Origin of the sequence: Streptomyces kronopolitis (assembly GCF_050953795.1) — a bacterium.
Lineage (GTDB): Bacteria > Actinomycetota > Actinomycetes > Streptomycetales > Streptomycetaceae > Streptomyces > Streptomyces kronopolitis_A.
This window is the reverse complement of record NZ_CP191854.1, coordinates 60,727-83,921: the sequence shown is the minus strand read 5'-3', so window position 1 is coordinate 83,921 and position 23,195 is coordinate 60,727. Positions and strand designations below refer to the sequence as shown.

Sequence of the window (23,195 nt, the reverse complement as noted above, 5' to 3'; positions counted from 1 at the left end):
CACCTTGGCTAGGCGTTCGGGGGTGTGAAGAGACTGGAAACCGGTGCTTGGGTGGCCGGATCGAGCAGATCGTCAGCGTGCCGCTCGTACCAGGCGTCAAGGGCCGAAGCCGTGGCGAGAATCTGCTCCGGCTGCTCCAGGTCGGCGTCGTTGTCCTTTGCCCAGTGGAGCGTGCCGGCCTCGAACTCCACGCGCAGTGCCTCTTCATCGCGGCCGAGAGCGGCGGCCAGCTCGGGCCACGGCGTTCCGTCCAGCACCTCGGCGCGGACAGTCCAGTTCAGTACCTGGAGGCTCAGCAGCCGCAGCCGCCGGGCCGCACGGATGCGGTCGGCCGCAGCCGCGTCGCTGGAGGAGTCGCCAACGATGCCGCGGGCGAAGTCCGCGACCTCGCGCGCATGGCCGGCGGCGAGAAGCCGCGCTTCAGCAGCCTGGCGTGAGGGGTCCATGAGGTCAGTCCGTTCACTGGTGTCGATACGACGACGGCGAGCGCCCCGAGAATACGAGGCGCCCGCCGTCACAGAAGCGGAAGATACGAATCAGCTCACGCCGACCAGTTCCTTCTCCTGCGCCTGCTCCTTGCTCTCCAGGTACCACCGCTCGAACTTGGGCTTCACGTTCTTCCGGCCAGCGGCATCCGTACGGCCTAGGCGGCGGCCGAGGTTGCTGCCGCAGAACTCGCCGCCAGGCGCGAACAGCGGGTTGTCCTTCTCCCAGTCGGCGAAGTCGTTCGCATCACGAGCAGCCCGGTACAACTCGAAGAGGGCAAGCTCAGCGTCGGACTGCGTCATCCCCGAGAACTCGTTCGCCATGACCACCGCTTCGACGGCTCGCGCCGGCCGCGGAAGCTTCGCGTTGACGGGCTGTGCGGAAGAAGCCTTGGCCGGCGAGACCCTGGCAGGCTGCGGCGTCTGGGCAGCGAGGCGTTCCTTCTCCTCGCGCTCCTCCCGGCGGCGGCGCTCGTCCGCCTCCCGGATACGATCACGCTCCTCGCGGTCCGCCTTCTCCTTGTCCACGCGGGCTTGACGCTCCGCCCGCTCGCTCTCCATACGCAGGTCGTACTCGCGCTGCGCACGAAGGCGGGCTTCCTCCCGGTCGGCGGCGTCCTTGCGCTCGGCCGCCTCGCGCTCGCCGCGCTCCTTCTCCATAGCCAACTGGTGCTCGCGCTCCTGACGCAGCCGCTCTTCCTCACGCTGGGCCGCCTCGCGGGCGATGCGCTCATCGTGCTCACGCTTCTTCTGCTCCGCGGCTTCCTGCTTGTCACGCTCTCGCTGCTGCTCGTCGCGCAGGCGCTTCGCTGCGGCCTCGCGCTCCTGACGCTGGCGCTCGACGGCCGCAGCCCTCTCGCTCTCGATGCGCGCCAGCGCGGCACTGATGGCGCGACGGTACGAAAGACTCGCCTCCGCAGTGACGATCAGGAGCAACGGGGCGGTGGAGTGCACAGCGACACCGACCCAGTCGTGGTGCAGGGCGGAGTTCCCGACGTTGAGCAGGAGCGTCATGAAGCCGGTCATCCAGCGCAGGAGCGCCGGCCACGCACCGCCGTTGCCACCGAGTCGCGAGATGACGGAGTCGAGTTGAATCACGATGACGACCGCCGCGTCCACGACGATCGGCAGGATCGGGGCGGTCCACTGCCAGTCGGCCGGCGTGACGGACTCGACGAGCGGGGTCACGGTCAGCACGCTGAACAGGACTGCCCCCGCAGTGATCGCCCAGGTGCCTCCCTTGAGGACCCGCTCGGCGGCACGGACTTCTGCCTCGGACTTGTCGGCAAGAAACGAGGATGGGGCCACAGTGATGTCCTCCCGGAGCGTCGTTCCGGTGCGCTCTCGCTCGTGAGCGCCCGGTCGCCGACAGCCTAGATCACCTGTGCCCCCTGAGCTGTGACGGTTCCTCGCTATCCACGCGAAATCGCGACTTCTACCACCTTTGCGGCTTTCGCCGGTCGTCACCAACCATGCGGAGCACAGCCGCACGGTTGCCGACGCGCGAAGCGAGCCGTTCGCCGAGCACCGCGGCCACCTGGTCGGAATTGAGGTTGGTCGTGAAGAGCGTTGCCCGGCCGGAGTTGATCCGGGAGGTGATCAGGTCGGACGTGTTGGTGCGTACGTGGTTCGTGGCGTACTGGTCCATCTCGTTACACAGGTCGTCTACGACCAGCAGGTCGCAGCGCTCGTAGCGTTCCCGGACCTGAACCTTGGTGAGCCCGGCCGGCGCGTTGTCCGGCTGGAGCCATGAGAGGTACATCGAGTGGGAGACGAAGCGCGCCATCATGCCGCACTCGACGGCGAACGCCCCGGCCGCCGCGGCAGCCACCGTCTTGCCGGCGCCGACACCTCCGGCGGCGATCAGGTTGAGGATGTTCGGCCGGAGTATCCGGCGGTCCTCGGGATCGAGCTTCGCCTGTGCCCGGTTGTGGCGGCGCGCTGCCACGAGCTGACCGACGTAGTCGCGAAGGTGCTGGGGGAACTGTTCTTCGTCGAGCGAGTCGAGTGTGAATCGGGCGTACTCGGCGTGCCCGGACAGGGCGAGAGAGTTCACCCAGGCCTGCCGGTACACCTCGCGCTGGTAGTCCTCGGTGCTGTCCGGCCGGTCCTCGGTGAATGCTGCCTTGCTCGGGTCGAGGCCGCGACGGCGCAGGATGCCAGCTATGGCGGTCACCGGGGCGCGTGTGGGCTCCCGGCTTTCGAGGGCCGTGGATGGGGCGGGCAGGGTAAGCGACATGTCGTCGTTCCTCCTCTCTTCGGGCGGCTGATCAGGCGGCGTCATCGGACTGGATGCCGAACACCCCAAGGTCTGGGGCGGCCGGAGTCGGCTGTGCAGGCGGGGTGTTCCCCGTCTCGGATTCGCCCTGACTCCACTGCGAGTTGGTGAAGATGGGCGCGCGGCCACCGCCGCCGCGGCGAGGAACGGGCACGCCGTTCAGTTGCGCAAGGGCGGTCTCCCACTCCCGCTTGGCAGGTGACCACTCGCCAAGCTGGTGCAAGGCCTGCCAGATGACCCGGGAGTCGTACCCGGCATCGAGCGCGTCACGAATCTTCGTCCGCAGGTTGAGGAAGTAGCCGCTCTGCTGTCGCTTGCTGCCCATGAGCGGCTTCATCTTCTTCTTGTCGGCCAGCTCCTTGGCTGTCGTCCACCACTTGTCCGCCCCGTCCTGCGCCTTCTTGGCGAGGGCCAGTTCCTCGGGCGTCTTCTCCTTGGCGGCCGTCTTCTTCGCAGCGGTCTTCTTGGCCGGCTTCTCGTCCGCAGACTTTGCGGCAGTGGTCTCCTTCGCCGGGGCTGCCTTCGCGGCCCTCAGCTCGGAGGCGTCCTTGCGCGGGCGGCCCGGTTTTGGCGTTGGACCAGCCGCGTCCAAGGCTTCACGGCGGCGCTTGTACCACTCGGCCACCGTCGTGGGGCCGGTGTAGCCAGACGGCGGAGTCTGGTGCACGTAGTACCGCTTGCCCCGAGCGCCAGTGGGCCGGGTGAACTCCTCCGTATCGATGGCCCCCTCGGCTTCGAGCTGTTGGAGGTACTTGTCCGGGGACTGCTCGCGGGTCCAGCCCAGAATCTCCGCCATGCTCAGACGTTTCGGCCAGGCGACGCCGTCCTTCTTGGACACGTTCACGTGCATCGCGAGCACGGCGTACAGAGCTTTCGCCTGCGGGTCGAGCTTGTCGTGCAGCGTGATCCAGTCCGGGACCATGGTGAACGGGGCCTTGCGGCCGGCCACGATCTCGTACTGCTCGTCAAGGTCTTCGGCGAGGTGTGTGCTCACTGAGAGGCCTCCTGCTTCTGCGGGAGGTTGAGGCGGTACTCGACGTGCTGCTTGTCACCACGTCGGCGACGGGGCACAACGCGGCGGTCGAGCAAACCCGCTTTGACGAGCTGGTGCGCCACGGCTCGTGCCTGGTGGTGCGTCAGGGCGCCCGAGGAAGCGAGATCGGCGCAACGGTGCCAATCGCTGACGTCAAGGTCGCCGCGGCGCAGATGCCGGACGAACAGGCAGAGGGCTGGCGGGCTGACGCTGCCTCCGAGCTGGTCGGTGGCTTGGTCGATCAGCCGCAGGCGGGTGTCGCTGGAGATCACGAGGTTTCCTTGCGGAGGTGTGCCCGCGCCCCCGCGGAGCGCGAGGTGGGCAGGCCGAGCGAAGAGGTCAGGCGGTCGAGGCGGGAGCGTTCATTGGCCTGCCTCCAGCACTGTGAGGAAGTCGCCCGCGGTCAGCTCGGGCAGGTTCTCCAGGGCCAGGTCGATGAAGCCCAGCCGGGTGTCCAGGGCCTCAGTGCCGGCCTTGTTCCACTTGGGGCTGACGCTCGTGGTGACACCGCCGGGGTCGTATCCGATGCCCGGGACCAGCTCGCCCGTGGTGGAGTCGATGACGGCGCGCGTCTTGGGGTCGTAGCACAGTCGGCTCAGCAGGTTCTTGAGGAAGGCGGGGCGCACTACGTACTCCGTTTCGCCCAGCTCGTCCGCGTAGTCCAGCACCTTCTTGTCGTCCTCGACGACGAACTTGGGCTTGGACAGGGAACGGGTGAACGCGCCGACCGGCATGGTCCCGCCGCTGTCGAGAGGCATCTCGGCTTCGGTGCTGCGCAGGCCCTTCGTCGTCTTGATGTGCTCGGCGTTGGCCTCGATCAGCGGATCGCAGATTTCAGCGACCCGAGTCTTCACGCGGTAGGCCACGGCCGCTCTCAGCGCCAGATCGCCCACATCAACGGCGGGGTTGTCCTGCTCTTCGGACTGCATGGACATCTCTGGTGACCCTTCTGGTTCGCCGGTTTGCTCGTACCGGCTTTGGAGCGTGAAGTCTGGTGCCGGTGGCCTTCGCCGCTATGGACGGAGTGAGGGCCAAATTCGTTACACCAGACCTGGCGTGGCTGCTTGCTCGTGCAGCCAACGAAGTGGACTGTACACCAGGTCAAAGCCGTCTGCGAGTACCGCGCACGCGACACAACCCGTTCGGTCAGCCAATGTTCCGCCCGGCCCGAGAAGAGCCCGGCGGAACGCGCACCCACCGGAAAGCCCAGCTCAGGCCCCGATGTTGTCCCGTCCGGACATGTGGACAACGTCGGCCGAGGAGCGGCCGAACGATCCGGCCATGACGGCATGTCCCGGTAGCGAGCTGGGATGCCGCGGTTGAAGTCCGCGGGCTCGCTGATCGCCGGCCGCTCCTCATCCCTCGGCCCGAGCTGCGCGACTGGAGCAGCCGTGAGCCCCCTGCAAGCCCCCCGCCACATCACGTACATCCCGCTCACCGATCTGCCCCCGGACCCGGTCAACCCGAAGAAGCACGAGGTAGAGCGGATCATCGCGTCTATCCAGGACCACGGCTTCATCGAGACGCCCGTCGTGGACGAACGCACGGGCCTGGTCATCTCCGGGCACGGACGCCGCATAGCCCTGATCGAGATGCAGACCCGAGGGGAACCCCTTCCACATGGCCTCCTGGTCGACGACGACGGAGGGTGGCTCATCCCCGTCACCCGCGGCTGGGCCTCCCAGAACGACCGCCAGGCCCACGCCGTCCTGATCCTCCTCAACCGCCTTGGCGCCGCGGGCGGATGGAGCCCAGGTCCACTCGCCGAGATCCTGGAAGACCTCGCGACATCCGACACCGAGCTGTTCGACTCCCTGTGCATCTCCGACGACGAGATGGAGGAGCTGCTGCGCCAGGTCGACCCCGAGGGCCTACCCCAGGGCCCGGACTCCGGCGACCAGGACAGGGATGTTCAGCGCGGCGACGACTTCACCGACGACGGATTCAGCGACACGGGCGACAACGAGCGTGCGGCCGGGGTGTGCTGCCCCGCCTGCGGCCACATGTTCAGCCCAGGACGGTAGCCGCCAAGCTGATCTACGGTCCCCGCCATGCCCCGCCGCAAAGTCCGCCGCTCCGACACCCCGGCGCGCGCCCGACTCCTCACACCGGAGGTCGAAGCGCGCCTGATCGAGGCCAGCCGCGCCGGGCTCGCCATCGATCTGGCGGCCGTCCATGCGGGCATCTCCCGCGCAACGTTCCTGCGATGGATGGCCTACGGCCGCACCGAAGCCGTCGGCCGGTCGGCCGGCGCCGACCCGGACCCCGAACTCGACGTGTTCGTGGAGTTCTTCGAGAAGGTCGAGCGAGCCCGCTCCGCCGCCGCACTGTCGGCCGCGCTCGACATCCGCCGGGCCAGCCGCGGCGGCATCGTCACCACCCATCGCAAGTTCGATCCGAACTCCGGCAAAGTGCTGGAAGAGACCATCACGACGCCCCCCGACTGGCGCGCTGCCGCCTGGTACCTGGAGCGGCAGCACCGCAAGCAGTACGGCAAGGAAGACCACCTGGAGGTCGAGCTGACGGGCGCCGCGGGCGGCCCGGTCGCGGTCGAGCACACCGGGCCGGCCGCCGACCTCGCGACCCGCCTCACCGAGACGCTGCACGCCCTCCAGTACCCCGACGACGACCAGGACCCGTACGACGTTCCGTCCGACGGCTGAGCCCGGGACGCAAGCACCCCCGGGCGCGCACGGTTCTCCCTCCCTGCTCACCAGCACCGGAGGAATCGTGACCGTCAACTACTACGCCGGGGCGTCCCGGGCGTACGACTACTCGTCCCGCTACGAGGGCGACGTGATCAAGCCGAACTGCGGCGTCATTCACACCACCGAGGGCACCTCGCTGCCGTCGTACGGCAATGGCGCCGAGGCCCCGAACATCACCGCGAAGCCGAACTTCGCGAAGAAGCGCCTGGACTTCTACCAGCACTACAGCTTCACCCGCTCCGCCCGAGCCCTGGTGAACGCGGCCGGCGGCGTCGAGACGAACACGCTCAACTGCATCCAGATCGAGCTGGTCGGGACGTGCGACCCCAAGCACGCGAAGTCGTGGAACGGCGCCAAGGCCGGCGAGGACTACATCTACTGGCCGGCCGCGCCGGACTGGGCCCTGGACAGCCTGGCCGGGTTCATGGCCTGGCAGAACAAGAACAATGGCATCCCGCTCACCGGCCCCTCGACGTGGCTCGCCTACCCGTCCTCGTACGGCAAGACCAACGCCCGCCTGTCGTTCTCCGCGTGGAACAGCTTCCGCGGCTGGTGCGGGCACGCCCACGTCCCTGAGAACGTGCATGGCGATCCGGGCAACATCAACTTCGCCAAGCTGCTGACCCTGGCCAAGGCGAAGGTCACCGGCGGGTCCACCGGCTCGGGCGGCGGCAGCGCCCCGAAGCCGATGCCGCCGTTCCCCGGCGCGAGTTACTTCGGGCCGGGCAAGAACAACAGCTACATCACCTTGCTCGGCAAGCAGCTCGTGAAGAAGGGCTACGGCAAGCACTACACCTCGGGCCCCGGGCCCAAGTGGAGCGATGCGGACCGCCAGAACGTCCGCGATTTTCAGCTCGCCCACTCCCAGCTCAAGGGCGACGCGGACGGCCTGCCCGGTCCGCTGACCTGGCGGCTCCTCTTCTCCTGACCCCCTCGGCCTGCCCGCGCTGAGCGGGTCGGCCCCATTCTGAAAGGCCCTCCGTGGCAGGCGAGACCGTCATCACCGTCGTCGGCAATCTGGTCGACGACCCCGAGCTGCGCTTCACCCCCTCCGGCTCCGCGGTCGCGAAGTTCCGCATCGCGTCCACCCCGCGCACCTTCGACCGGCAGACCAACGAGTGGAAGGACGGCGAGGCGCTGTTCCTGTCCTGTTCGGTCTGGCGGCAGGCCGCGGAGAACGCCGCCGAATCCCTCCTGCGCGGCATGCGGGTCATCGCTCAGGGACGCCTGAAGCAGCGTTCCTACGAGGACCGGGAGGGGGTGAAGCGAACCGTCTACGAGCTGGACGTGGACGAGGTGGGGCCGTCGCTGACGCGCGCCACTGCGAAGGTGACCAAGGTGTCTGGCCAGAGGGCCGCGGCCCCTACGGGAGGAGCACCGGCCGGCGATCCGTGGAACAGCGGCGCCAGCCAGCCCACCCCGCCGTTCTAAGCGGCCCAGGCAGTGGGCAGGGTGTCCATGCCCAAGCCGTCGTCCTCCGGCTCCTCCTGCACGGGAGGGGCCGGAGGCATTTCCGGCTGCTGCACGTCCTGCTGGTCGTCGCCGGCGGCCGGATCGCTCACCGGGTCTTCGACAACTGGCGCCGGGTCGACGGAGGTCGGGGGCACGGGTGGAGTCGGGCCGCATGGCTCGCGGTCCGCGGGCGCCGGGTCAGTCGGATTGGGGCCCGCGGGTACGGGGGCAGTCGGCTCGGACGGTGTGACGGGCGGACTGGTGGGTTGCTCCGGCTGCGTTACCGGCGGCTTGGTGTCGCTCGTCTCGGGCTTCGTCGAAGCCGTCGTGCTCGCCTTCGGCTCCGCCACAGGTTCCGTTGCAGTGGTCGGAGCCGTCGGGCCGGGTCCTACGGCCAACGGAGGGGTGACCGACGTCGTATCGGCTGCCGGGAGGGAGGGCTCTGTGGGCCGAGCGCTGGCGTCCAGTACCACGGCGACTGCATCGTTGCCGCCGGAGGGGACAGTCCCGAGCTGCCCCAGATCCGCGTTGCCCAGCACGAGCTGCACAGCTTGGAGGAGCTGAAATGACTGCACGTCATCACTGTGAACGGCCCGCTGAACCGATTCTTCGGTGACGCCAAGCGTGCCGAACGCCAGGATGGCGAGCCGGTAGGGAAGGGGCGCGGAGGCGATTGGCGGCTGAGGCTCGCCAGCAAAGGCCGCGGGGTGAGCTCCGCGCCGGTCGCGGGCACGCCGCTCGTCGTCGAGGAAGGGCTGCTCCCACGCCTTGATGCGCTTGGCGTCCGTTCCCCACAGCACGACGCGGCCGTGCTGCTTCACGTTCTGGTACAGGTCTCGGTTCCCCTCCTCTGCGCTCCATGCAGAGGCGGAGTCGACGTCGGGGAAGAGCCGGAGGCCGACCTTCTCGTAGCCGTAGGAGAACGTGAAAGCGGTCGAGGTCCCCACGGACGCCTCGCTCAACAGGACCTTGCCGTCCTGGTCCACGCACTTCGCCTCGTACGCGCCCATCGGGTCGCACTTCATCCGACCACCCTCGGCGATCTTCTTGAAGGCAGGGTCCTTGTACGTGCTGGCGGCCTTGTCCTCCTGGCTCACCTTGTCCTCCTGACTGACGGACGGGGCTGCCGTAGTCGTAGGAGCTCCCTTGGGGGAGGCGGGGTGGAGCAAGTTGGCGAGGACAACGCCGCCCACCAGAGCAGGCGCAGCCACGGCGGCGATGCGCGCCCAGCGCGGGGGCCGGGGCCGGCGGCGAGCACCATTGGTCTTGGCCGGGGCGGGCGCTATGACGCCGGCGTCGGGCGCGGCCTCGAACCGGGGCACGTTCTGGTCGACGCCCAGCCGCTCGTTCATCTCGATGATGTTCCGGCAGTTCGTACGCACCAGGTCCTGGACGCGCGAAAGGCTCAACTCTGGGCAGAGGCGAAGTACCGCTTTGACCGCGTTGTCGAAGGACTGGCTCGGCCGCAGGATGATTGCTGTGATGCCAGTTTCGGTGTTCTCAAAGACCAGGCAGTCTGTCTCTATGTCATCTTCGTAGACCTGGAATTCCCGGACCCGCTCGCTCACTGCTTGCGGTCCGGAGCGCCGCGTCGCATGCGGTCAGCGAACTTGGCCGCGATCTGCTCAAAGCGTTCGTCGCTGATCTCTTCGATGTCGGCGACGCGCATCTGCATGCCGGGGCCGACTTGAGCCACACGGGCGTGCATGCCGGGGTCGGCAAGATCCTCGGAGTGCTCGGCGGTCAGCGGACGCGCGCGCCGGTCGGCTTCGCGCATCATGGCCGCGAAGGCACGCTGACGGGCCCCCTCACTGACGGGACGCCGCGGGGCGAGAGCCGCAGCAGCCGTGACCATGCCGCGTATCGCAGGGCTGTCAGGCTCTGCGTCGCCGGACAGGCAGCTATCAAGCTGGCCTGCGACGGCGCTATCCCCTAGACCCAGCATCGTCTCTCTCCCTCAGCATCACGGGCGCTGCGCTTATTACATCGTCTCCCCGCTGCGCTTCGGTAGCAGACAACAGAAACGTTGCCAGACTGCTGCCGCCCTCAGGCATCAGCTTCCGCAGCTTGGCCAGTGCTCGGCACTGCAACACGCGAATGGTACCCACTGGTTTGCCCATGATCTCCGCAGTCTCCGCAGTGGAGTACCCGCACGTGATGCGAAGCGTGAGAACCATGTGCTGCTGGTCAGGGAGTTTGTCCAGTTTGCCCTTGATGGCTCGGCGCAGCTCCTCCCACTCGGCCAGTTCCTCGGGCCCCATATCGGTGCTCGGCGCATCGAGGTGCCACATCTCGCCGGTGGGCTGCTCGAAGCCGCGGTTCTTCATCGGGCGGAAGTAGTCGTTGTAGACGTTGCGCGAGATCGCCCACACCCACGCGAAGACGCCGCCCCCGCTGTAGTTGTCGATCTTCTGCACAATCTTCACAAAGACTTCCTGCGCCAAGTCCTCAGCCGTGGCAGGGTCTTGGATGCGCGCCTGCATGAACCGGACGACCGGCTCGTACAGCCCGTCGAACAGCTCGGCGAGGGCCGCCTTGTTGGTGGGGTCCTTCGCCGCTGCGGCTGCGGCAATCTCCAGAGGATGCCCGAGGTCGCCGTTGCACGACGTGTTTCCGCTCGCGCTGCGCGTCTCGGGCATTCCGGATCGCTCCCCCGTCTTGATCGGCTCTGATACGCAATCTTCCGACAGGCGCGGACATGTTCGCCAGCATCGATTCGCACGAGAGATCGAAAAACGCTTCTTCGGGGCAATTGCGGCATTGACGCAGCGTCAGAGCGTTCATCCCGGTTCGGAACGTTGCAATAGCGGATGAACCGTCATATGCCGCCTGCACGTGTGGGGTTAACAGGCCACCCTGCTGTTGCGGAACCGTTACTGAGTAGACCGTGTCTCCAGGGAGCGCATAACCCGAATCCCGCCAGCCATGCCTCACCTCTCCGAGTTCGTGACCTTTGCCGTGGTGTGCACTATGGTGTGTGGGCAAACCATGGCGCCGGGATGAGCAACCGGCACACCAGAAGTGAAGGGGAGGGGGCTGTGCACAGTGCCCGCCTGGCTGACCAGATCAACCGGCTGCCGTACGAGACTTGGCTGCGCGCCGATGAGAGCGCGAAGCTGATCGGCCTGCCGGCCGTTGAGGTGGGCAAGGTGCTCCGCGCCGGCCGCCGCAGCGGCACGATCACGGTGTCCCGCAGCCCACAAGGCTCGGTCCTGTTCAAGCGTGTTCGTCGACACCGGCTGCCGCAAGTGCGGCTCGACGGGCAGCGTTCGTGACCGGGAGCCCTGGCGCCACGATCGACGTCGACCTGGTCGCGCTGTCCCTGTCCGGTTGGGATGCGAAGAGCCGCAGACCGCTTCACCGATGCTCGCCGTTCGGGCATCGTGGGCTGCGGAACGACCTACGGGTAGGCCTGCCCCGCCCGTTGCTTCGACTCAGGGACGAACAGATGGCGGCCGAGGAATCAGTCACCGCGTGGCGGTCACAGACGATCGAGGCCCTTGAGGCCGCGCGCCGAGTTGGGCGCGAAGAACAGGCATGCCAGCTCGCGGAGGAGCTGAAGGCCGTGCACGTCGCGCTCGGCGAGCGTCGTACGGGCACGCGCCAGGAGCAGACGACGTACCTCCTAGCCCGCCGGTCCAGGACCCCGCTCCCCGAGCTGCTGGCAGCCGGCCTCAACACCAACGAGTGGCCGTTTCCTGCCTCTGCGTCCCCCAATAGCGGCGATCCGCTGCCTGCCTCTCCCGACACCGAGCGCCGGCTCACCGGGCTGTTCGAGGACGCAGGCAGGCTCCCGCCTCACCCGCGGCCGACGCCGCGGTACGTGGCGCGCTATCGGCCCCAGGACCGCCAGCGCCACAAGGGGCAGGAACTTCCCTGGGCTCTTTGGGACACACAGGAAGACATCCCCATCGCGTACCACGGCGACATGGAGCTGTGCGAGTACCAGGCCGACAACGCCACCACGGCGTACGAGCGGCGCCGATCATGACACGTCGTCACCGACACGGCCCGGCGCGCCAGTCAAGATGCACCCGAGAGGGGGACTGGAAGGTCTACTCTGTCCCCACGATTACTGTCGCGATCATGTGTGTCCCCTTCGGGGCCCTCCGGGCGGCGGTATCACCACAAGACCATAAGAACCGGAAAAGCCCCGCCGCTGCGCTGCAAAATAAGGCCTGGAAACCTTGCAGCGAGCACCTGGCGGGGCCCATCTGGGAGACCTAGCAAGAGGACTGGTCTCTATGAGGACCAATGTACCCGCCCCCGGGCGGGATCACGCAACAACAGATAGGCCCACCGGGTGGCGCGTCGTGCGCCGGCATCCGGTGGGCCCTCATGCGTTCGTTGGTCTTCAGTCTGGTCTTTGCCTGTCCCCCTCGACGGAGGTCTGCCTTACGCATTCGGCGACCGTGGCATCCGCGCTCTGTCCGTCTCTCCCCCTGTGGAGGTCGTTGTGACCTAGTCCCTGCTTGCGCGGAGGTGGAAGGGCGTTCCCGTTGGCAGCGGGCGCAGCCGAACCGTCTCCAGGCCGTGAACTCGATGTGGCGTCGAGCTTTCGGCCGCTTCGTTACTCGGGCCTTGGCATAGGCCCGTTGGCTCCTCGCATGTGAGTGCGATTTCACCCGGTTCATCCCGAACCCCCGTTACCGAGGGCCTTTTTGTGCCCTCGGGAGACCCCAAGAGCACGGAGTCATGATGCCCCATGTCCCTGCGCGCGGCCAGTCCATCCGGCCGACGCGCCGACAAATGAATCGCGCGACCATCGCCGAGACATCTCGGCAGCATCGGCGACGGACCGCCCTCAAGGTTGACCCGGCCCTGACAAAGGGCCTGTCCGAGCAGATGAAGCAGCTGCTCCTGGAGGGCGACGTCGAGGGTCTCTATGCCGGGCACAACGAGTCAGAAGCGGGCTACAGAGTCACGATGGCCCTCGCGGTAGCCGCGTCTCAATCGGGCCGCGAGTGGAGCCCCGCGGACTTTCACCAGGCCCTGATCTACACACCGACGGCCGGCGGCGAGTGGGCCCGGCTGCTGCGCGCCCGCAAGGGACCGGAGTACGCCGAGGGCAAGCTCACCGGGATGCTGCTCAAGGCCCGCGAGTTCGTGGCCGATCGGCCAGCCATCTCGTGTCGCCACAGTGCATGGGAGAGCGTTGACCGGCTCCGCCAAGCCGTGGAGCGCTCGCCGTGGCCTTGCCGTGGGGGCCTGGACACCGACCTCAAGAACCTGACCGTACGGCTGCGCGAGTGCGAGAAGTCTGGGGGGCTCGACCACGACATCTCGGTGCGGCGCCTCGCGGAGGAGATGGGTTGCTCGAAGGCGACCGCCGCCGCCAGTAACCGCCGGATCGAGGAGGACGGTTGGCTCCAGTTGAAGCTCTCGGGCGGTGGTTCCGACCGGGCGTCCCAGTGGCGTCTGTGCCTCCCCGAGTGGGCGAAGCAGGAGTGTGCGGCACCGGTACACCCCTCATCCGCAGACACCAGGGGGGGCAGGAGCCCTGTCCCAGTCGTGCACACAGACACTAGGAGTCTCAGCCAGCTCATCGGCCACGACGCCTTCCACAGGTACGGCCACGGCACCACCGGAGCCCGCCTGCTGACGATCCTGGACGAAGCAGAGGGGCGCACCGCCAAGGAACTGACGGAGGTATCCGGGTTCCACCGGACAACCGTAGGCCGGCACCTGAAACTCCTGCTCGCTGACGGCCTGGTCTTCGAGCTGGAGGACCTGTTCTACCTGGCTCCGGTACTCGCAGGGGAGGTCGGAGTCGAGGCTGATGAAGAGGCTCTGAACGCCGCGGCGAGCCAGCGCGGGACACGAGGAGCTGGGCACCGACGCCGGAAGCGGCACCAGAAGGAGCGCCTGCTCTACCGGGCGTGGCGACTGCTGATGCGGAGTCTGAAGGCGGCTCGGGGGCTCGCGGACAGGGGGCCCCTGGTACCGAAGGGTGCGGTTGATCGGGAGACGGGCGAGATCATCGACCCTGCTTGGAGGGGCTGGGACGTCTCGGACCCTGACCGGCCGGTGCCGCTGCCGATCTGGGCTGTGGCGGCCTAGTGTGACGTGTTCCCCTGGGGAACACCTGCGATCAGACGGGGCGGATCGCAGCCCACGTCTGATGGATCGTTCCGTTGATGTGGGTGCCGTAGTCGTCTGCGACGGTCTTCACGACGTTCAGGCCCACGGTGGTTTGGTCCGGGTGCAGGGGGAGCGCTTCGTCATGCTCCACGGAAATGAACACGTGCTCGCCGTCCATCCAGACCTCACACAGCATGTCCTCACCACGGGTGCGGGTGTAGGCGATGGCGACGAGCTCGGCGAGGCAGTTCTCAATTCGACGGGCAGTCAGCTCTGCGGAGCCACCAGTGCCGACCATGAGGGCCAGCACACTGCGCACCACGGTCCGGGCCTGAATCGAGGCCGAGCCTTCGGCCTTCACCGCGAAGCGGCTACGACGGGTGATCGCCAACCCAGCAGGCAGGGCTGGCTTGTTGGGGAGAAGTGCATGGCGGTCGGCGGAAAGCGTCGTCGAGCCCGTGTGCGTGTCCTGAACGGCGTTGGGCGGAGCCCAGGGCTCCGGCGGCGTGTTCACAGATCTCTTCCCCGTCCCCTCGTGGCGCCGAATGCTGCTGAGGTGCGGTTGCCCCAGTTCGCCCGAGCGGGCATCGTGCGCTGTTCAACCGAGTTAACAGTCACTATCCGCGCATCCGCAAGCCGGTACCCGTCAGTGCGTGGAATACCACATTTGTGAACCTGTGGACCTGATCGTCAGGTTGCAAAATGCCGATAAACTGACGCGACCCTCGAACGAAGGGGGCAGGGGGCAAGAGACATCCGCCCGATACGGAGAGTCAGCAGAATCATGGGGAGTGGGGGCCGGGGATGAACGGCGGGGATGGAACTCCGGCGCCTGAGCCGAAGACGCTGCAAGACAAGGTCAGGTTCATGCTGGCCGAGACCTTCCCGGACCAGGAAGTCTCAGGAAGAACCTTCGCCAAACGGGTCAAGGACGCAGGCGGTTCGCTCTCACACAGCCACTTCTCGAACATCCTGCGCGGTGAGGTCACTGACGTCAGCGAGGAGACCTTGCGTGCTCTCGGTCTCGGCTTTGGGGTGGACTGGCGTTACTTCAAGGACGAGTCCGAGGTCGAAGCGGACGTCGTCGCCGGATTGCAGTTCCTCGCAGAGAAGCGCTCCGGTGTCATCACCGGCCTGGCCGGACGGGGCATCAGCGACGCCGGCGTTCCCGCGGACCTCTTGCAGCTCGCGCTCAGCCTCGTCGACAAGGAGAAGCGCCGCCGCGCGGAGCAGGCCGCAGACGAGACCAGCAGCGCACCCCGTGTTCGCTAACGCTCGTTACAATCGGCCACCCTTTCGATACCGCGCGCCGCGCGGGTGGCACAAGATGAGGTCCGGATGTCCCTGCGCGAGCTGACCGAGCAGTGCGAAGCCGGCCTGGTCGGCCTCCGTATCCCCCACCCGTTCTCCGTTGAGCAGCTTCGGAAGAACATGGAGGAGGACCGCGGGGTCTCGCTCATCTTTCACGAGATCCCCGAGCAACTGGTCACCGCGAAGACCGCCTGCGGTCTGCGTATCGCCACACCCGAGTTCGAGATCCTGCTGCACCGCAACCGTCCCACCAGGTACCAGACCGAGCACGTGAAGCTGCACGAACTCATGCACTCTTGGTTCCGGCACGGCACCCACCTCGATGCATCAGCACTCGCGGAACTCCTCCCTGTTTTCGGCGCGGATCTCGTAGGGCGCGTCATCCCGGCCGGCGCCACCGTCCAGGCCCGCGCCAACTACAACACCACGGAGGAGAGGATCGCTGAACTCGGCGCATCCATAGTCCCTCACCTGGCGCGCAGCGTCACCAGCGACGACATGCTTGCCCGCCTCGGCGACACCCTCTCTCACCCCGCAGGTGGCCGCGGCCTCCGTAGCCGTATCCTCCGCCGGCTCCGCCGCCCGTAGACGCAAGGACACCCGTGCTCGACATAACCGGCTACGCCGTAGCCGCCCTGATGACCGCTGTCGCCATCTGGCGAACACTCGGTGGCTCCGACGCTCGCCGCCGCTCCCTGTGGATGTGCTTCCTCGGCTTCGCCATTGCCCTGTGGAGCAAGACTGAGTACGTACGGACCGTCCTCAACCACAGCCAGATCACCGACGCTTCCGTCCTGCTCAAGCACTGCTCGGCGGGCATGGCAATCCTCGCGATCATGTACTACATCGTGGCCGTGTACGGGCAGTACCCACCCGACGGGGACATGGCACGCGCCGTCCAGGTGGCTCGCTTCATCCAGCGCGTCGCCACGAAGACCGCCTTGGCCGCCGGCTCACTGATGACGATCATGTTCTTCACAATCGTCGATCGGTCGCACCCGAGCGACAAGTTCGTCTCCGACCACGCCGGCCAGTGGGGCGCCACTGCCTACATGACCGCCTTCTACATCTACTTGGGCTCCGCCTCGGCAATCTGCCTCTACCAGTGGGCGGGCGCCTTCCGACGGGAAGACCGCAAGCTGCTCCGCGTCGGCCTCGGCATGATGGCGGTAGCGATGATCCTCGGCGTCTTGTACAGCTTCGGCCGCATGCTCACCATGTGGTACTGGATCGCCGAACCGCCAACCCACACCTTCGCCTACGACTTCGACGCCGGCACCGAGGCCATGCAGCAACTGCTGTTCGTGTTCTTCGCGCTCGGGGTGTCAATCCCCGCCTTCGAACAGGGCTTGATCCGCACCCGCTCCTGGTTCTCTCTCGTCCGCATCTACCCGATGTGGTGGGAGCTGATGGACGCCTTCCCCACCATCCCCATGGAGACACCACGGTCCCGGCGTGAAGAACTCACCCGCCGTGACGTCGACGCCAACCTGCAACTCGACCGCTGGGTACACGACATGGCCGACGCGATTGAGAAACTCCGGCACTACGTGCCCGACGGCCTCATGGCTGCCGCCCAGGAGGCCGCTGGCCGTGGCCCAGCCGCACAGGCGCAATGGATCAAGGCTGCGCTCGCCGCGAAGAGCGACGGAGCTCCCGAAGGGCCCGTCGCCGCATTCGAGCAAGAGCCGGCCACCGACCAGGACGGTGAAGTTGCGTGGCTGCGCCGCGTCGCTGCCGCGTACGAGAAGACCGACCACGCCCAGGCGCAGCACCTGCTCGCCAGCACAGGAGCAACCGCATGACCACCACCACGGCGGCCCGGACCGTCACCGACATATTCCAGCCCCGCAACGTCTTGCTGGCCGGCATGCTGGGCATAGGCGTCGCAGCCGCTGGCGACTGGACCGGCATCCCTTGGGGCCTGCTCGGTGCACTGTGCGCGGGCATTATCCCTGCGGCCTACATCGAGTGGGAGCGCAAACGAGGAACGTGGGGCGACAGACACGTCGTGGACCGCACGAAGCGGCTTCCCATCTTCGTCGTCATCCTGGCGTCCATCGGCCTCGGGTCCCTCGTCATGGTCCTTGGCCATGCGCCTACCGGCATCCTCATCGCGATGCTTGCCCTGTGGGCCATGACCATCGGGCTCCTGACCATCAACACCGTCTGGAAGATCAGCGTGGACAGCGCTGTCGCCTCCGCCGTCGTCGCGATGCTCGCCGTCGTCCACTCCCCATGGTGGCTGCTCGCCTACAGCCTCACCGCGGCCGTGTGCTGGTCCCGTGTGGCGCTGACCTACCACACCATCGCCCAGACCGTGGCCGGCGCGTCCCTCGGCGCCGCGACCGCCGGAGCGTTCCTCCTGGCCTGACACCCGCAACAGCACGGAGCCCCGGACGTACCGTCCGGGGCTCCGCTGCGTTCAACGCGCTGGCACTCAGTGCGGCAGACGCACCGTCACGTCGTAGAGCCGCGTGATCTCGCTGGCACTCTCGCCGTCGTCTGTCGTCAGCCGCAGCCGCAGCCGGCCGCCGTGCTCCCGGCAGACCACGACGATGCCTTCGACATTGCCGATCAGCGGATTCGCCTGGTTCGGGATATGCGACACCGCGCCGAGCGACGGGCAGGTGCCGCTCAGATCCGCCAGCAGCGTGCGCTGCGCAAACCGAACCTCTGGCTCGTCGTCGGCCAGGGCCTGCACGTCGCTGATGTCGGTCGCTCGCCGCGGGTCGGCCAAATACAACTTCGCCGTCCACCCGACGTTCACCGCGAAAGACCGTTCCAGCACCAAGTAGCGGCCGTCACCTGTGGCCGCAATCTCCGAGATTCCGTAGCCAGGCTCCGCGGTGTACGCCCACTGCCGAGCCAGACGGAAGTCGTGGCGACCATGCCGCTCCCACGTCTGGAACCGGCGGGTGGTCACGCCGTCGGTGGTCAGCCAGCCCTCCATCGCGGCGACGAGCGTCCGGCCGCCATGATCGAGCGTCAGGCCTTCCAGGGTTCGGTTCAGGATGCCGTGCCCGGCTGGAGCGACGCGGAAGTTGTCGGGCACCGGCAGGCGGCCGAGGAGCCGGCCGCGCTGGTCGAAACGGCGGACGGACGGCTCCAGTTCGCTGGTGATCAAGAAGTCACCGTTGCGTTCGATGGCCAGGCCTTCGGAGTCCAGTGCGTTGCCGTTCTCGTCCGCCAGCGACGTGACCCCGGCCGGCCGGAGCCGGTCGTCCAGAGCGAAGATCTTCGACCTGTCCGACAGGGCGAAGAGGTGGCCGCGGCGGTCCGTGGCGAGTGAGGAGAGGTCGCCGACGAGTGCACCCTCGTACGTGGTCTTGTCGAGGGCGTCGGAGTAGCCCCGCATGGTGACCTGCGGAGAGCAGGTCTGCGCATTGCTGGCGGCCTGGGCGGGGCTGGCCATGGCCGTCAGGGTCGTGGCTGCCACCACCGTGGAGAGAGCGGCGGACAGCACGGATCGTATCTGCATGAGCGAAAAGTACGGCATGCCACTGACAACCATAGGTCCACCCCTGGAAGGGCTTGTACGACGACGGGCCCCAGGTTCATCACCTGGGGCCGTCGTACTGTCCGCTGGGCGTGGACAGGAGGGGCCCTGCAACCGTACGGACGCCTACCGGACCGTCGCCCCGGATCAGTTCGCCGCATCGCCCAGGTCGGCGCGCGCCGTCTCCCCACTCAGGTACGGGCCAAGCACTCGGTCTCTCTGCGGGTACCTGGGGACCGCCCACCAGTCCCCCACGCCCCGCCGCTCGATGGTGTACCGGCGGGGCGCCCACCGGTCGCGCGGCACGGCCAGCCACGCGGCCCGCTTCTGCGTCCACTCCTCGGTCCCGACGCATGCGGCGATCTGCTCCAGCAGCTCCCGGCGGCGGATGTGTGCGAAGCCGAACGCGTTGCCGGCCTTCGCCCATTCGACGTGAGCGCTGCTCTTCAGGTGATCGGTGAACGCCTCAGCGGACCAGTCCGGGGTACGGCTGCGGTAGAAGTGCTTCACGACGAGGAGCACACCGTCGAGTTCGACGTATTGGCGTCCCGCGTCACGCGACGCCCTCTCCCCGGTGACGGGGTTGGTGTAGCTCAGGCGGATATCCTCGGCCTTCGCGGCGGGCGGTCCTCTCGTCGGTGGTGACAGGATGCCTGAACGGCGGCTTGGTCACTGAGCGGGATGGTGCTCCTCGAAGAGCGCCGCGGCCTGCTTCCACCACATCTCGCGCACCGTGGAGTCCTCCCGGGCCTGCTTGCACTGCCCGCGGTGCTCGCCCATCCCGCCGGTCAGCGGGGCCAGCAGGTGCGGGACGGACGGGCGCAGCAGCCCGGTGTACTCCTGACCGCCGAGGAAGACCACGTCAGCGTCGAACAGGCCGCAGCCGGCGGTGTGCCCGGCCATCTTCTCGACGGTGATCGCCCGCTCGTCGCCGAGGGTCACGTCGTACGGGTGCAGCGGACGGTCGAGCGGGACGAGCCCGTGGATCGCGGACGCTATGAGGATCAGGTCGGGATGGGTCAGGGCGTCGGCCGCGAGCCGGAGCGAGCGGTGATAGCCCCCGGTGTAAAGCTCCCCGGCGGGCCAGCCGTGCCGCTGGCCCTCGGGGATCGGGCGCTTCTCGAAACCGCACGCGATGATCACCACCTTGCGGCGGTCCACCTTGATGTTCCCGCGCACCCTGGCGTACGCGCGGCCAGCCGGAGTCAGATGCAGCGAGCCGCCCACGCTCGTCCCCCAGTTGGTGTCACCGCGGTGCCACGGCTGCGGGAACGGTGCGGCGTACCCGGCGGCGTGGACCCCAGCGAGCGTGCGCCCGTTGAACCAGGTCTCGCCCTTCCAGTAGGCCCGGTCGTCGCGTCCGGCAACGAGCTGGTCTGGGCGCCGCGCGGCGGTGAGCACCGCCTCGTGCTGCTTGGCGGGGAGCTTCGGCGGGATCGGCGGCAGGTCCGAGCCGGTGCCGCGCTCGGGGTGCGCCTGGCGCCAGGCGTCCAGGGCCGCCCACCCGGCCTCGGTCATCCGGTGGGTGCCGCCCTCGTCGCGGTGCGGGATGACCAGGTCGTCGGCTTCGAGTTTGGCGAGCGCTGCGGCGTGTCCGGAGACCATGCCGTTCTCGTTGGCGTTGAGGATGCGCGCGCCGGTCGGTGTGAGCGTCATGAGTTCGTCTTCCTGGGGGCCCGGCCGGGAACGGCCGGGAGGTGGATGGGGGGCCCGAGATCACGGGCGTCGGGGTGGCGGTCCTGCCACGTCCAGGTGCGGCTGGTGGGCCCGCGGCCGGCGGCGAACCGCGCGGTCATCACCGCGTCGGTCTCGCACACGGACGGCAGGCCGATCAGCTCGCGGGCGATGTGCTCGGCGAAGTCGAGGCGGACCGGGCCGCGCGGGTCCAGGCCCCGGACGGCGGCCCACGCTTCGCGCTCCACCTCCAGGCGGAAGGCGAGCGCCATGTGCACTCGCCCGTCGCGGACCTGGAGATGGGTCAGGCCGCCGTCGTATGCCCAGCCCTCGGCCTCGTCCAGGGCCTTGATGTCGGTGACGGACGCGGTGACGTACCCGATCAGCTCCCGCGGGACCTCGGACTCGGCGTAGCCGTTGTCCTGGGCGAAGCTGGTCACGCCGACGGACCACCACGTCTCCAGGCGGGTGATCACGGCGAGTTGTCCGCGTCGCCGTAGCAGTCCTCGCAGGAGTCGGCCGGCTGTTCCGCGTGGTCCCGGCAGATCGCCTTGACGGACAGCTCTGCCTCGGGGTCCTCGGCGAAGAGGTCGACGGCCCAGTTCCCGGCGTCGGTGGCGCAGTCGGCGGTGTAGACGAACCCGCCGGCGCCCTCCTCCCAGACGCCGAACTCCGTGCCGCCGCCGCACGGCGGCAGGGGCAGAGCCGCGGTGTGAGTGCCGCGCCGGTCCGGCACCCGGTGCACGGTGCACTGCGCCGCGGCGGTCATGCCGCGCTCCGCACGGCGCGCGGGGCGGTGTACCGGTTGCACTCGCGGTCGTGCCGCCGCCAGTGCCCGTCCTGGGCGTAGCAGTCGCAGTGCCGGGAGACGGGGGCGGTGATGAAGTCGGCGATGAACGCTGCGGTGGCGGCAGAGTCCTCGGCGCAGTCCAGGGGAGTGCCGTCCCCCGAGATGTGCACCGGGTCCCCGACCAGTTCACCGTGCTCGTCGTGCAGGGTGATGCTCCAGCCGGTGTGCGCGGCAGGGACGTGCCTGACAGAGCCGTCCCGGTCGGCGATGACCAGCCGGGCGTACCCGGCGCGTGGGAGCGGCAGGAGTACGTCGTAGGTGTCGCTGTGGCTGGAGTAGGTGATGGACAGGCCGTTGCCCGGGGTGATGCCGTACTCGGCGAGTGCTTCCAGCAGCAGGAGGCCGGCCATGCGCCCCGCGAGCCAGTCGGCGGCGGCCCGCGCGCAGCGGGCGGCTTCCTCGGCGACCGGGTGTCCCCCGTCCGAGGCGTAGACGGTGCCGAGTTCGCAGAAGTCGGGTGGCCCGTCCGGCACCCAGGCGGACACACGCATTGGCGGCGCCTCGGAGCTGGGCAACGTCGCCTCCTCGATGGCGATCATGATGTGCATGCCGTTCAGCGCCTCCGACTGCGGAACGTCGGTCGGGTGCGCGAAGATCACGCGGTCTCCGGGATCGAAGAAGGCGGCAACGCCGATGTCCTCGCAGGCGGACAAGACCGCGTCGTCAGGGGCGATGGGAACGGTGGTGGGCATGGTGACCTCTCGGTGTTCTGGGACAGGGGGAACCGGGGTTCCGCACCTCCCCGCCCGTGCCGAGAAGCGGGCGGGCAATGCGGCGCTCCGGGGCTATTTCGGGGTGACCAGGGCGGCGTACGCGGCGACGCGCCCGGCGCAGAACGCGGAGTCCTCAGCGACAGTCGAGCCGGCCGGGGCGGCGTCGAGCGTGGTCACGTAATCGCCGTCGGCGCCGTAGACCGAAGCGCCCCAGACCTCGTCATGGAGGGACGCGACGCGGTCGGCGTGCTCCCCCGAGGAGATCCGCAGGTGCGTGCCCCGGTAGACGTCGATCTCCGCTGTGCTCGGGTCCAGCGGAACCGCGAGACAGGTGAATCCGCCCTCGCTGTCGTCGAAGGCGGGGAAGCCGTACGACTCCAGAGCGGCCCGCAGCACGTCTGCTTCGGTCTGCGGGGGCGCCATGTCGGTGGGAACCAGCTCCAGCACCATCGTGGGTGTGGCGACGAACAGCCGGTCGTCGGAGTCGCGCAGTACCCACCCGTCGGAGGACCTGAACCATGCACTGATCAGGGACCGCGCCCGGCTCCTGCTCACCAAGTGGGTGTCGATCACTTCCATGGGTTTGCCCGGCTCACGCCGCCACAGCTGAGTCACGGCGTACCCAGGGGCGACGACGTCGCGCAGACCGTGAGCCAGCTCGGCGGCGATCGCACTGCCGCCGGCGTCCTCCTTGGCCGCTTTGCGCCGGAACCAGGCGTGTTCCAGCTCCGCGGACTCGTACGCGACCTGGGCGGCTGCACCATGCGCGCTCGCTACGGCCATAGCGTCCGCGAGGCGACTGAACTCCTCCCTGTCCTTCCGGACCTTGGCCGTCGGTGGGTACAGCGGACTCAACGTGTCTTGCTCGGCCGCCTCGCGCCGTACGCCATCGGCCTTGGTGCGCAGCTTGTTCATGGTCATGCGTGTGGCCGCGCGCTCAATGGTGGCGAGTCTTCGCGCATCGCGGATGCGCCGCTGCTCGGCCTTCCGCTGCGCTTCTCTGCGGAGCCTGGTGGGCAGAGCGGCAAGTACGCCGGGGCTGGTCATGGTGGTGCCCTTCTGGTTGGGCGGAGCGTGGGGGCCGACTCGCTCGTGTCGGCCAAAGAGGAAT

At 68.1% G+C, this 23,195-nt stretch carries 27 protein-coding genes and 1 pseudogene; 11 read left to right on the top strand and 17 right to left on the bottom strand.

What is annotated here, in order from left to right; all coding sequences use genetic code 11:
- Nucleotides 1-8: 8 nt before the first annotated feature.
- The 6 genes from ACQP17_RS34825 to ACQP17_RS34800 all read right to left on the bottom strand — a co-directional run bounded on the left by ACQP17_RS34825 (nucleotide 9) and on the right by ACQP17_RS34800 (nucleotide 4,731).
- Nucleotides 9-446: a hypothetical protein gene (locus tag ACQP17_RS34825; protein ID WP_433860132.1), complete on the bottom strand. Its 438-nt coding sequence runs from the start codon at nucleotides 444-446 to the stop codon at nucleotides 9-11.
- A gap of 90 nt (nucleotides 447-536) precedes the next feature.
- Entirely contained in the window at nucleotides 537-1,793 is a 1,257-nt protein-coding gene (locus ACQP17_RS34820) for a DUF2637 domain-containing protein (RefSeq protein WP_433860131.1), read from the bottom strand.
- 127 nt (nucleotides 1,794-1,920) lie between these two features.
- Entirely contained in the window at nucleotides 1,921-2,661 is a 741-nt protein-coding gene (locus ACQP17_RS34815; protein WP_433860130.1) for an ATP-binding protein, read from the bottom strand.
- A gap of 94 nt (nucleotides 2,662-2,755) precedes the next feature.
- Nucleotides 2,756-3,757 carry a hypothetical protein gene (locus ACQP17_RS34810; protein ID WP_433860129.1) on the bottom strand — a complete coding sequence of 334 codons (1,002 nt, stop codon included), beginning with the start codon at nucleotides 3,755-3,757 and terminating at the stop codon, nucleotides 2,756-2,758.
- Entirely contained in the window at nucleotides 3,754-4,068 is a 315-nt protein-coding gene (locus tag ACQP17_RS34805; RefSeq protein WP_433860128.1) for a hypothetical protein, read from the bottom strand. The genes ACQP17_RS34810 and ACQP17_RS34805 overlap by 4 nt, the downstream gene beginning before the upstream one ends.
- A gap of 90 nt (nucleotides 4,069-4,158) precedes the next feature.
- On the bottom strand, nucleotides 4,159-4,731 hold the full coding sequence (locus ACQP17_RS34800; protein WP_433860127.1) for a hypothetical protein: 573 nt from the start codon (nucleotides 4,729-4,731) through the stop codon (nucleotides 4,159-4,161).
- Nucleotides 4,732-5,187: 456 nt separating this feature from the next.
- Between ACQP17_RS34800 and ACQP17_RS34795 the strand changes: the two genes are divergently transcribed.
- The 4 genes and pseudogenes from ACQP17_RS34795 to ACQP17_RS34780 form a co-directional block, all read left to right on the top strand.
- Nucleotides 5,188-5,820, top strand: coding sequence for a ParB N-terminal domain-containing protein (locus tag ACQP17_RS34795; RefSeq protein WP_433860126.1), 633 nt, complete (start codon nucleotides 5,188-5,190; stop codon nucleotides 5,818-5,820).
- A 27-nt stretch (nucleotides 5,821-5,847) separates the two neighbouring features.
- Complete coding sequence (locus ACQP17_RS34790; protein WP_433860125.1) at nucleotides 5,848-6,459, top strand: hypothetical protein; 612 nt, start codon at nucleotides 5,848-5,850, stop codon at nucleotides 6,457-6,459.
- Nucleotides 6,460-6,526: 67 nt separating this feature from the next.
- Nucleotides 6,527-7,432 carry a peptidoglycan-binding protein gene (locus ACQP17_RS34785; RefSeq protein ID WP_433860124.1) on the top strand — a complete coding sequence of 302 codons (906 nt, stop codon included), beginning with the start codon at nucleotides 6,527-6,529 and terminating at the stop codon, nucleotides 7,430-7,432.
- A gap of 53 nt (nucleotides 7,433-7,485) precedes the next feature.
- Nucleotides 7,486-7,848: pseudogene (locus tag ACQP17_RS34780) on the top strand (single-stranded DNA-binding protein); the annotation flags it as partial.
- An 83-nt stretch (nucleotides 7,849-7,931) separates the two neighbouring features.
- Here ACQP17_RS34780 and ACQP17_RS34775 read toward each other — a convergent pair.
- The 3 genes from ACQP17_RS34775 to ACQP17_RS34765 form a co-directional block, all read right to left on the bottom strand.
- A complete protein-coding gene (locus ACQP17_RS34775) occupies nucleotides 7,932-9,524 on the bottom strand; it encodes a hypothetical protein (protein ID WP_433860123.1) in 1,593 nt (530 codons plus the stop codon).
- A complete protein-coding gene (locus tag ACQP17_RS34770) occupies nucleotides 9,521-9,736 on the bottom strand; it encodes a hypothetical protein (RefSeq protein ID WP_433860121.1) in 216 nt (71 codons plus the stop codon). The genes ACQP17_RS34775 and ACQP17_RS34770 overlap by 4 nt, the downstream gene beginning before the upstream one ends.
- A 145-nt stretch (nucleotides 9,737-9,881) precedes the next feature.
- Nucleotides 9,882-10,595: an RNA polymerase sigma factor gene (locus ACQP17_RS34765; RefSeq protein ID WP_433860120.1), complete on the bottom strand. Its 714-nt coding sequence runs from the start codon at nucleotides 10,593-10,595 to the stop codon at nucleotides 9,882-9,884.
- Nucleotides 10,596-10,955: 360 nt separating this feature from the next.
- Between ACQP17_RS34765 and ACQP17_RS34760 the strand changes: the two genes are divergently transcribed.
- From ACQP17_RS34760 to ACQP17_RS34750, 3 genes are all read left to right on the top strand, one after another.
- A complete protein-coding gene (locus tag ACQP17_RS34760; protein ID WP_433860119.1) occupies nucleotides 10,956-11,231 on the top strand; it encodes a hypothetical protein in 276 nt (91 codons plus the stop codon).
- Nucleotides 11,232-11,404: 173 nt separating this feature from the next.
- Complete coding sequence (locus tag ACQP17_RS34755) at nucleotides 11,405-11,947, top strand: hypothetical protein (RefSeq protein WP_433860118.1); 543 nt, start codon at nucleotides 11,405-11,407, stop codon at nucleotides 11,945-11,947.
- 854 nt (nucleotides 11,948-12,801) lie between these two features.
- A complete protein-coding gene (locus ACQP17_RS34750) occupies nucleotides 12,802-14,016 on the top strand; it encodes a helix-turn-helix domain-containing protein (protein WP_433860117.1) in 1,215 nt (404 codons plus the stop codon).
- A gap of 31 nt (nucleotides 14,017-14,047) precedes the next feature.
- Here ACQP17_RS34750 and ACQP17_RS34745 read toward each other — a convergent pair whose 3' ends face one another.
- Nucleotides 14,048-14,551 (bottom strand): hypothetical protein, encoded by a 504-nt coding sequence (locus tag ACQP17_RS34745; protein WP_433860116.1) that lies wholly within the window; start codon nucleotides 14,549-14,551, stop codon nucleotides 14,048-14,050.
- A gap of 353 nt (nucleotides 14,552-14,904) precedes the next feature.
- Between ACQP17_RS34745 and ACQP17_RS34740 the strand changes: the two genes are divergently transcribed.
- The 4 genes from ACQP17_RS34740 (at nucleotide 14,905) to ACQP17_RS34725 (ending at nucleotide 17,722) form a co-directional block, all read left to right on the top strand.
- Entirely contained in the window at nucleotides 14,905-15,309 is a 405-nt protein-coding gene (locus tag ACQP17_RS34740; protein ID WP_433860115.1) for a hypothetical protein, read from the top strand.
- A 66-nt stretch (nucleotides 15,310-15,375) separates the two neighbouring features.
- Nucleotides 15,376-15,936 carry a toxin gene (locus tag ACQP17_RS34735; RefSeq protein WP_433860114.1) on the top strand — a complete coding sequence of 187 codons (561 nt, stop codon included), beginning with the start codon at nucleotides 15,376-15,378 and terminating at the stop codon, nucleotides 15,934-15,936.
- Nucleotides 15,937-15,986: 50 nt separating this feature from the next.
- On the top strand, nucleotides 15,987-17,153 hold the full coding sequence (locus ACQP17_RS34730; protein WP_433860257.1) for an MAB_1171c family putative transporter: 1,167 nt from the start codon (nucleotides 15,987-15,989) through the stop codon (nucleotides 17,151-17,153).
- Entirely contained in the window at nucleotides 17,150-17,722 is a 573-nt protein-coding gene (locus ACQP17_RS34725) for a hypothetical protein (RefSeq protein WP_433860255.1), read from the top strand. The genes ACQP17_RS34730 and ACQP17_RS34725 overlap by 4 nt, the downstream gene beginning before the upstream one ends.
- 66 nt (nucleotides 17,723-17,788) lie before the next feature.
- On the opposite strand, the gene ACQP17_RS34720 is transcribed toward ACQP17_RS34725, so the two are convergent.
- From ACQP17_RS34720 to ACQP17_RS34690, 7 genes are all read right to left on the bottom strand, one after another.
- The gene (locus ACQP17_RS34720) at nucleotides 17,789-18,829 is read right to left on the bottom strand and encodes an esterase-like activity of phytase family protein (protein ID WP_433860254.1); all 1,041 of its coding nucleotides are present in this window, start codon (nucleotides 18,827-18,829) and stop codon (nucleotides 17,789-17,791) included.
- Nucleotides 18,830-18,994: 165 nt separating this feature from the next.
- A complete protein-coding gene (locus tag ACQP17_RS34715) occupies nucleotides 18,995-19,369 on the bottom strand; it encodes a hypothetical protein (protein WP_433860253.1) in 375 nt (124 codons plus the stop codon).
- 147 nt (nucleotides 19,370-19,516) lie between these two features.
- Nucleotides 19,517-20,503 carry a DUF6884 domain-containing protein gene (locus ACQP17_RS34710; protein WP_433860252.1) on the bottom strand — a complete coding sequence of 329 codons (987 nt, stop codon included), beginning with the start codon at nucleotides 20,501-20,503 and terminating at the stop codon, nucleotides 19,517-19,519.
- Entirely contained in the window at nucleotides 20,500-20,997 is a 498-nt protein-coding gene (locus ACQP17_RS34705; RefSeq protein ID WP_433860251.1) for a hypothetical protein, read from the bottom strand. Before ACQP17_RS34705 ends, ACQP17_RS34710 begins: the two co-directional genes overlap by 4 nt.
- Nucleotides 20,994-21,290: a hypothetical protein gene (locus tag ACQP17_RS34700; RefSeq protein WP_433860250.1), complete on the bottom strand. Its 297-nt coding sequence runs from the start codon at nucleotides 21,288-21,290 to the stop codon at nucleotides 20,994-20,996. The genes ACQP17_RS34705 and ACQP17_RS34700 overlap by 4 nt, the downstream gene beginning before the upstream one ends.
- Nucleotides 21,287-22,063, bottom strand: a complete 777-nt coding sequence (locus ACQP17_RS34695) for a hypothetical protein (RefSeq protein ID WP_433860249.1) — start codon at nucleotides 22,061-22,063, stop codon at nucleotides 21,287-21,289. Before ACQP17_RS34695 ends, ACQP17_RS34700 begins: the two co-directional genes overlap by 4 nt.
- A 93-nt stretch (nucleotides 22,064-22,156) precedes the next feature.
- Nucleotides 22,157-23,131: a hypothetical protein gene (locus ACQP17_RS34690; protein ID WP_433860248.1), complete on the bottom strand. Its 975-nt coding sequence runs from the start codon at nucleotides 23,129-23,131 to the stop codon at nucleotides 22,157-22,159.
- Between the last annotated feature and the right edge of the window lie 64 nt (nucleotides 23,132-23,195).

What these genes read in the sequence shown, in the direction of transcription:
- ACQP17_RS34825 (WP_433860132.1), bottom strand. Translation starts at nt 446, where the DNA reads ATGGACCCCTCACGCCAGGCTGCTGAAGCGCGGCTTCTCGCCGCCGGC.
- ACQP17_RS34800 (WP_433860127.1), bottom strand. Translation starts at nt 4,731, where the DNA reads ATGTCCATGCAGTCCGAAGAGCAGGACAACCCCGCCGTTGATGTGGGC.
- ACQP17_RS34790 (WP_433860125.1), top strand. Translation starts at nt 5,848, where the DNA reads ATGCCCCGCCGCAAAGTCCGCCGCTCCGACACCCCGGCGCGCGCCCGA.
- ACQP17_RS34770 (WP_433860121.1), bottom strand. Translation starts at nt 9,736, where the DNA reads ATGATGCGCGAAGCCGACCGGCGCGCGCGTCCGCTGACCGCCGAGCAC.
- ACQP17_RS34765 (WP_433860120.1), bottom strand. Translation starts at nt 10,595, where the DNA reads ATGCCCGAGACGCGCAGCGCGAGCGGAAACACGTCGTGCAACGGCGAC.
- ACQP17_RS34760 (WP_433860119.1), top strand. Translation starts at nt 10,956, where the DNA reads ATGAGCAACCGGCACACCAGAAGTGAAGGGGAGGGGGCTGTGCACAGT.
- ACQP17_RS34755 (WP_433860118.1), top strand. Translation starts at nt 11,405, where the DNA reads ATGGCGGCCGAGGAATCAGTCACCGCGTGGCGGTCACAGACGATCGAG.
- ACQP17_RS34750 (WP_433860117.1), top strand. Translation starts at nt 12,802, where the DNA reads ATGAAGCAGCTGCTCCTGGAGGGCGACGTCGAGGGTCTCTATGCCGGG.
- ACQP17_RS34740 (WP_433860115.1), top strand. Translation starts at nt 14,905, where the DNA reads ATGCTGGCCGAGACCTTCCCGGACCAGGAAGTCTCAGGAAGAACCTTC.
- ACQP17_RS34735 (WP_433860114.1), top strand. Translation starts at nt 15,376, where the DNA reads ATGTCCCTGCGCGAGCTGACCGAGCAGTGCGAAGCCGGCCTGGTCGGC.
- ACQP17_RS34730 (WP_433860257.1), top strand. Translation starts at nt 15,987, where the DNA reads ATGACCGCTGTCGCCATCTGGCGAACACTCGGTGGCTCCGACGCTCGC.
- ACQP17_RS34725 (WP_433860255.1), top strand. Translation starts at nt 17,150, where the DNA reads ATGACCACCACCACGGCGGCCCGGACCGTCACCGACATATTCCAGCCC.
- ACQP17_RS34720 (WP_433860254.1), bottom strand. Translation starts at nt 18,829, where the DNA reads ATGCAGATACGATCCGTGCTGTCCGCCGCTCTCTCCACGGTGGTGGCA.
- ACQP17_RS34710 (WP_433860252.1), bottom strand. Translation starts at nt 20,503, where the DNA reads ATGACGCTCACACCGACCGGCGCGCGCATCCTCAACGCCAACGAGAAC.
- ACQP17_RS34700 (WP_433860250.1), bottom strand. Translation starts at nt 21,290, where the DNA reads ATGACCGCCGCGGCGCAGTGCACCGTGCACCGGGTGCCGGACCGGCGC.
- ACQP17_RS34695 (WP_433860249.1), bottom strand. Translation starts at nt 22,063, where the DNA reads ATGCCCACCACCGTTCCCATCGCCCCTGACGACGCGGTCTTGTCCGCC.
- ACQP17_RS34690 (WP_433860248.1), bottom strand. Translation starts at nt 23,131, where the DNA reads ATGACCAGCCCCGGCGTACTTGCCGCTCTGCCCACCAGGCTCCGCAGA.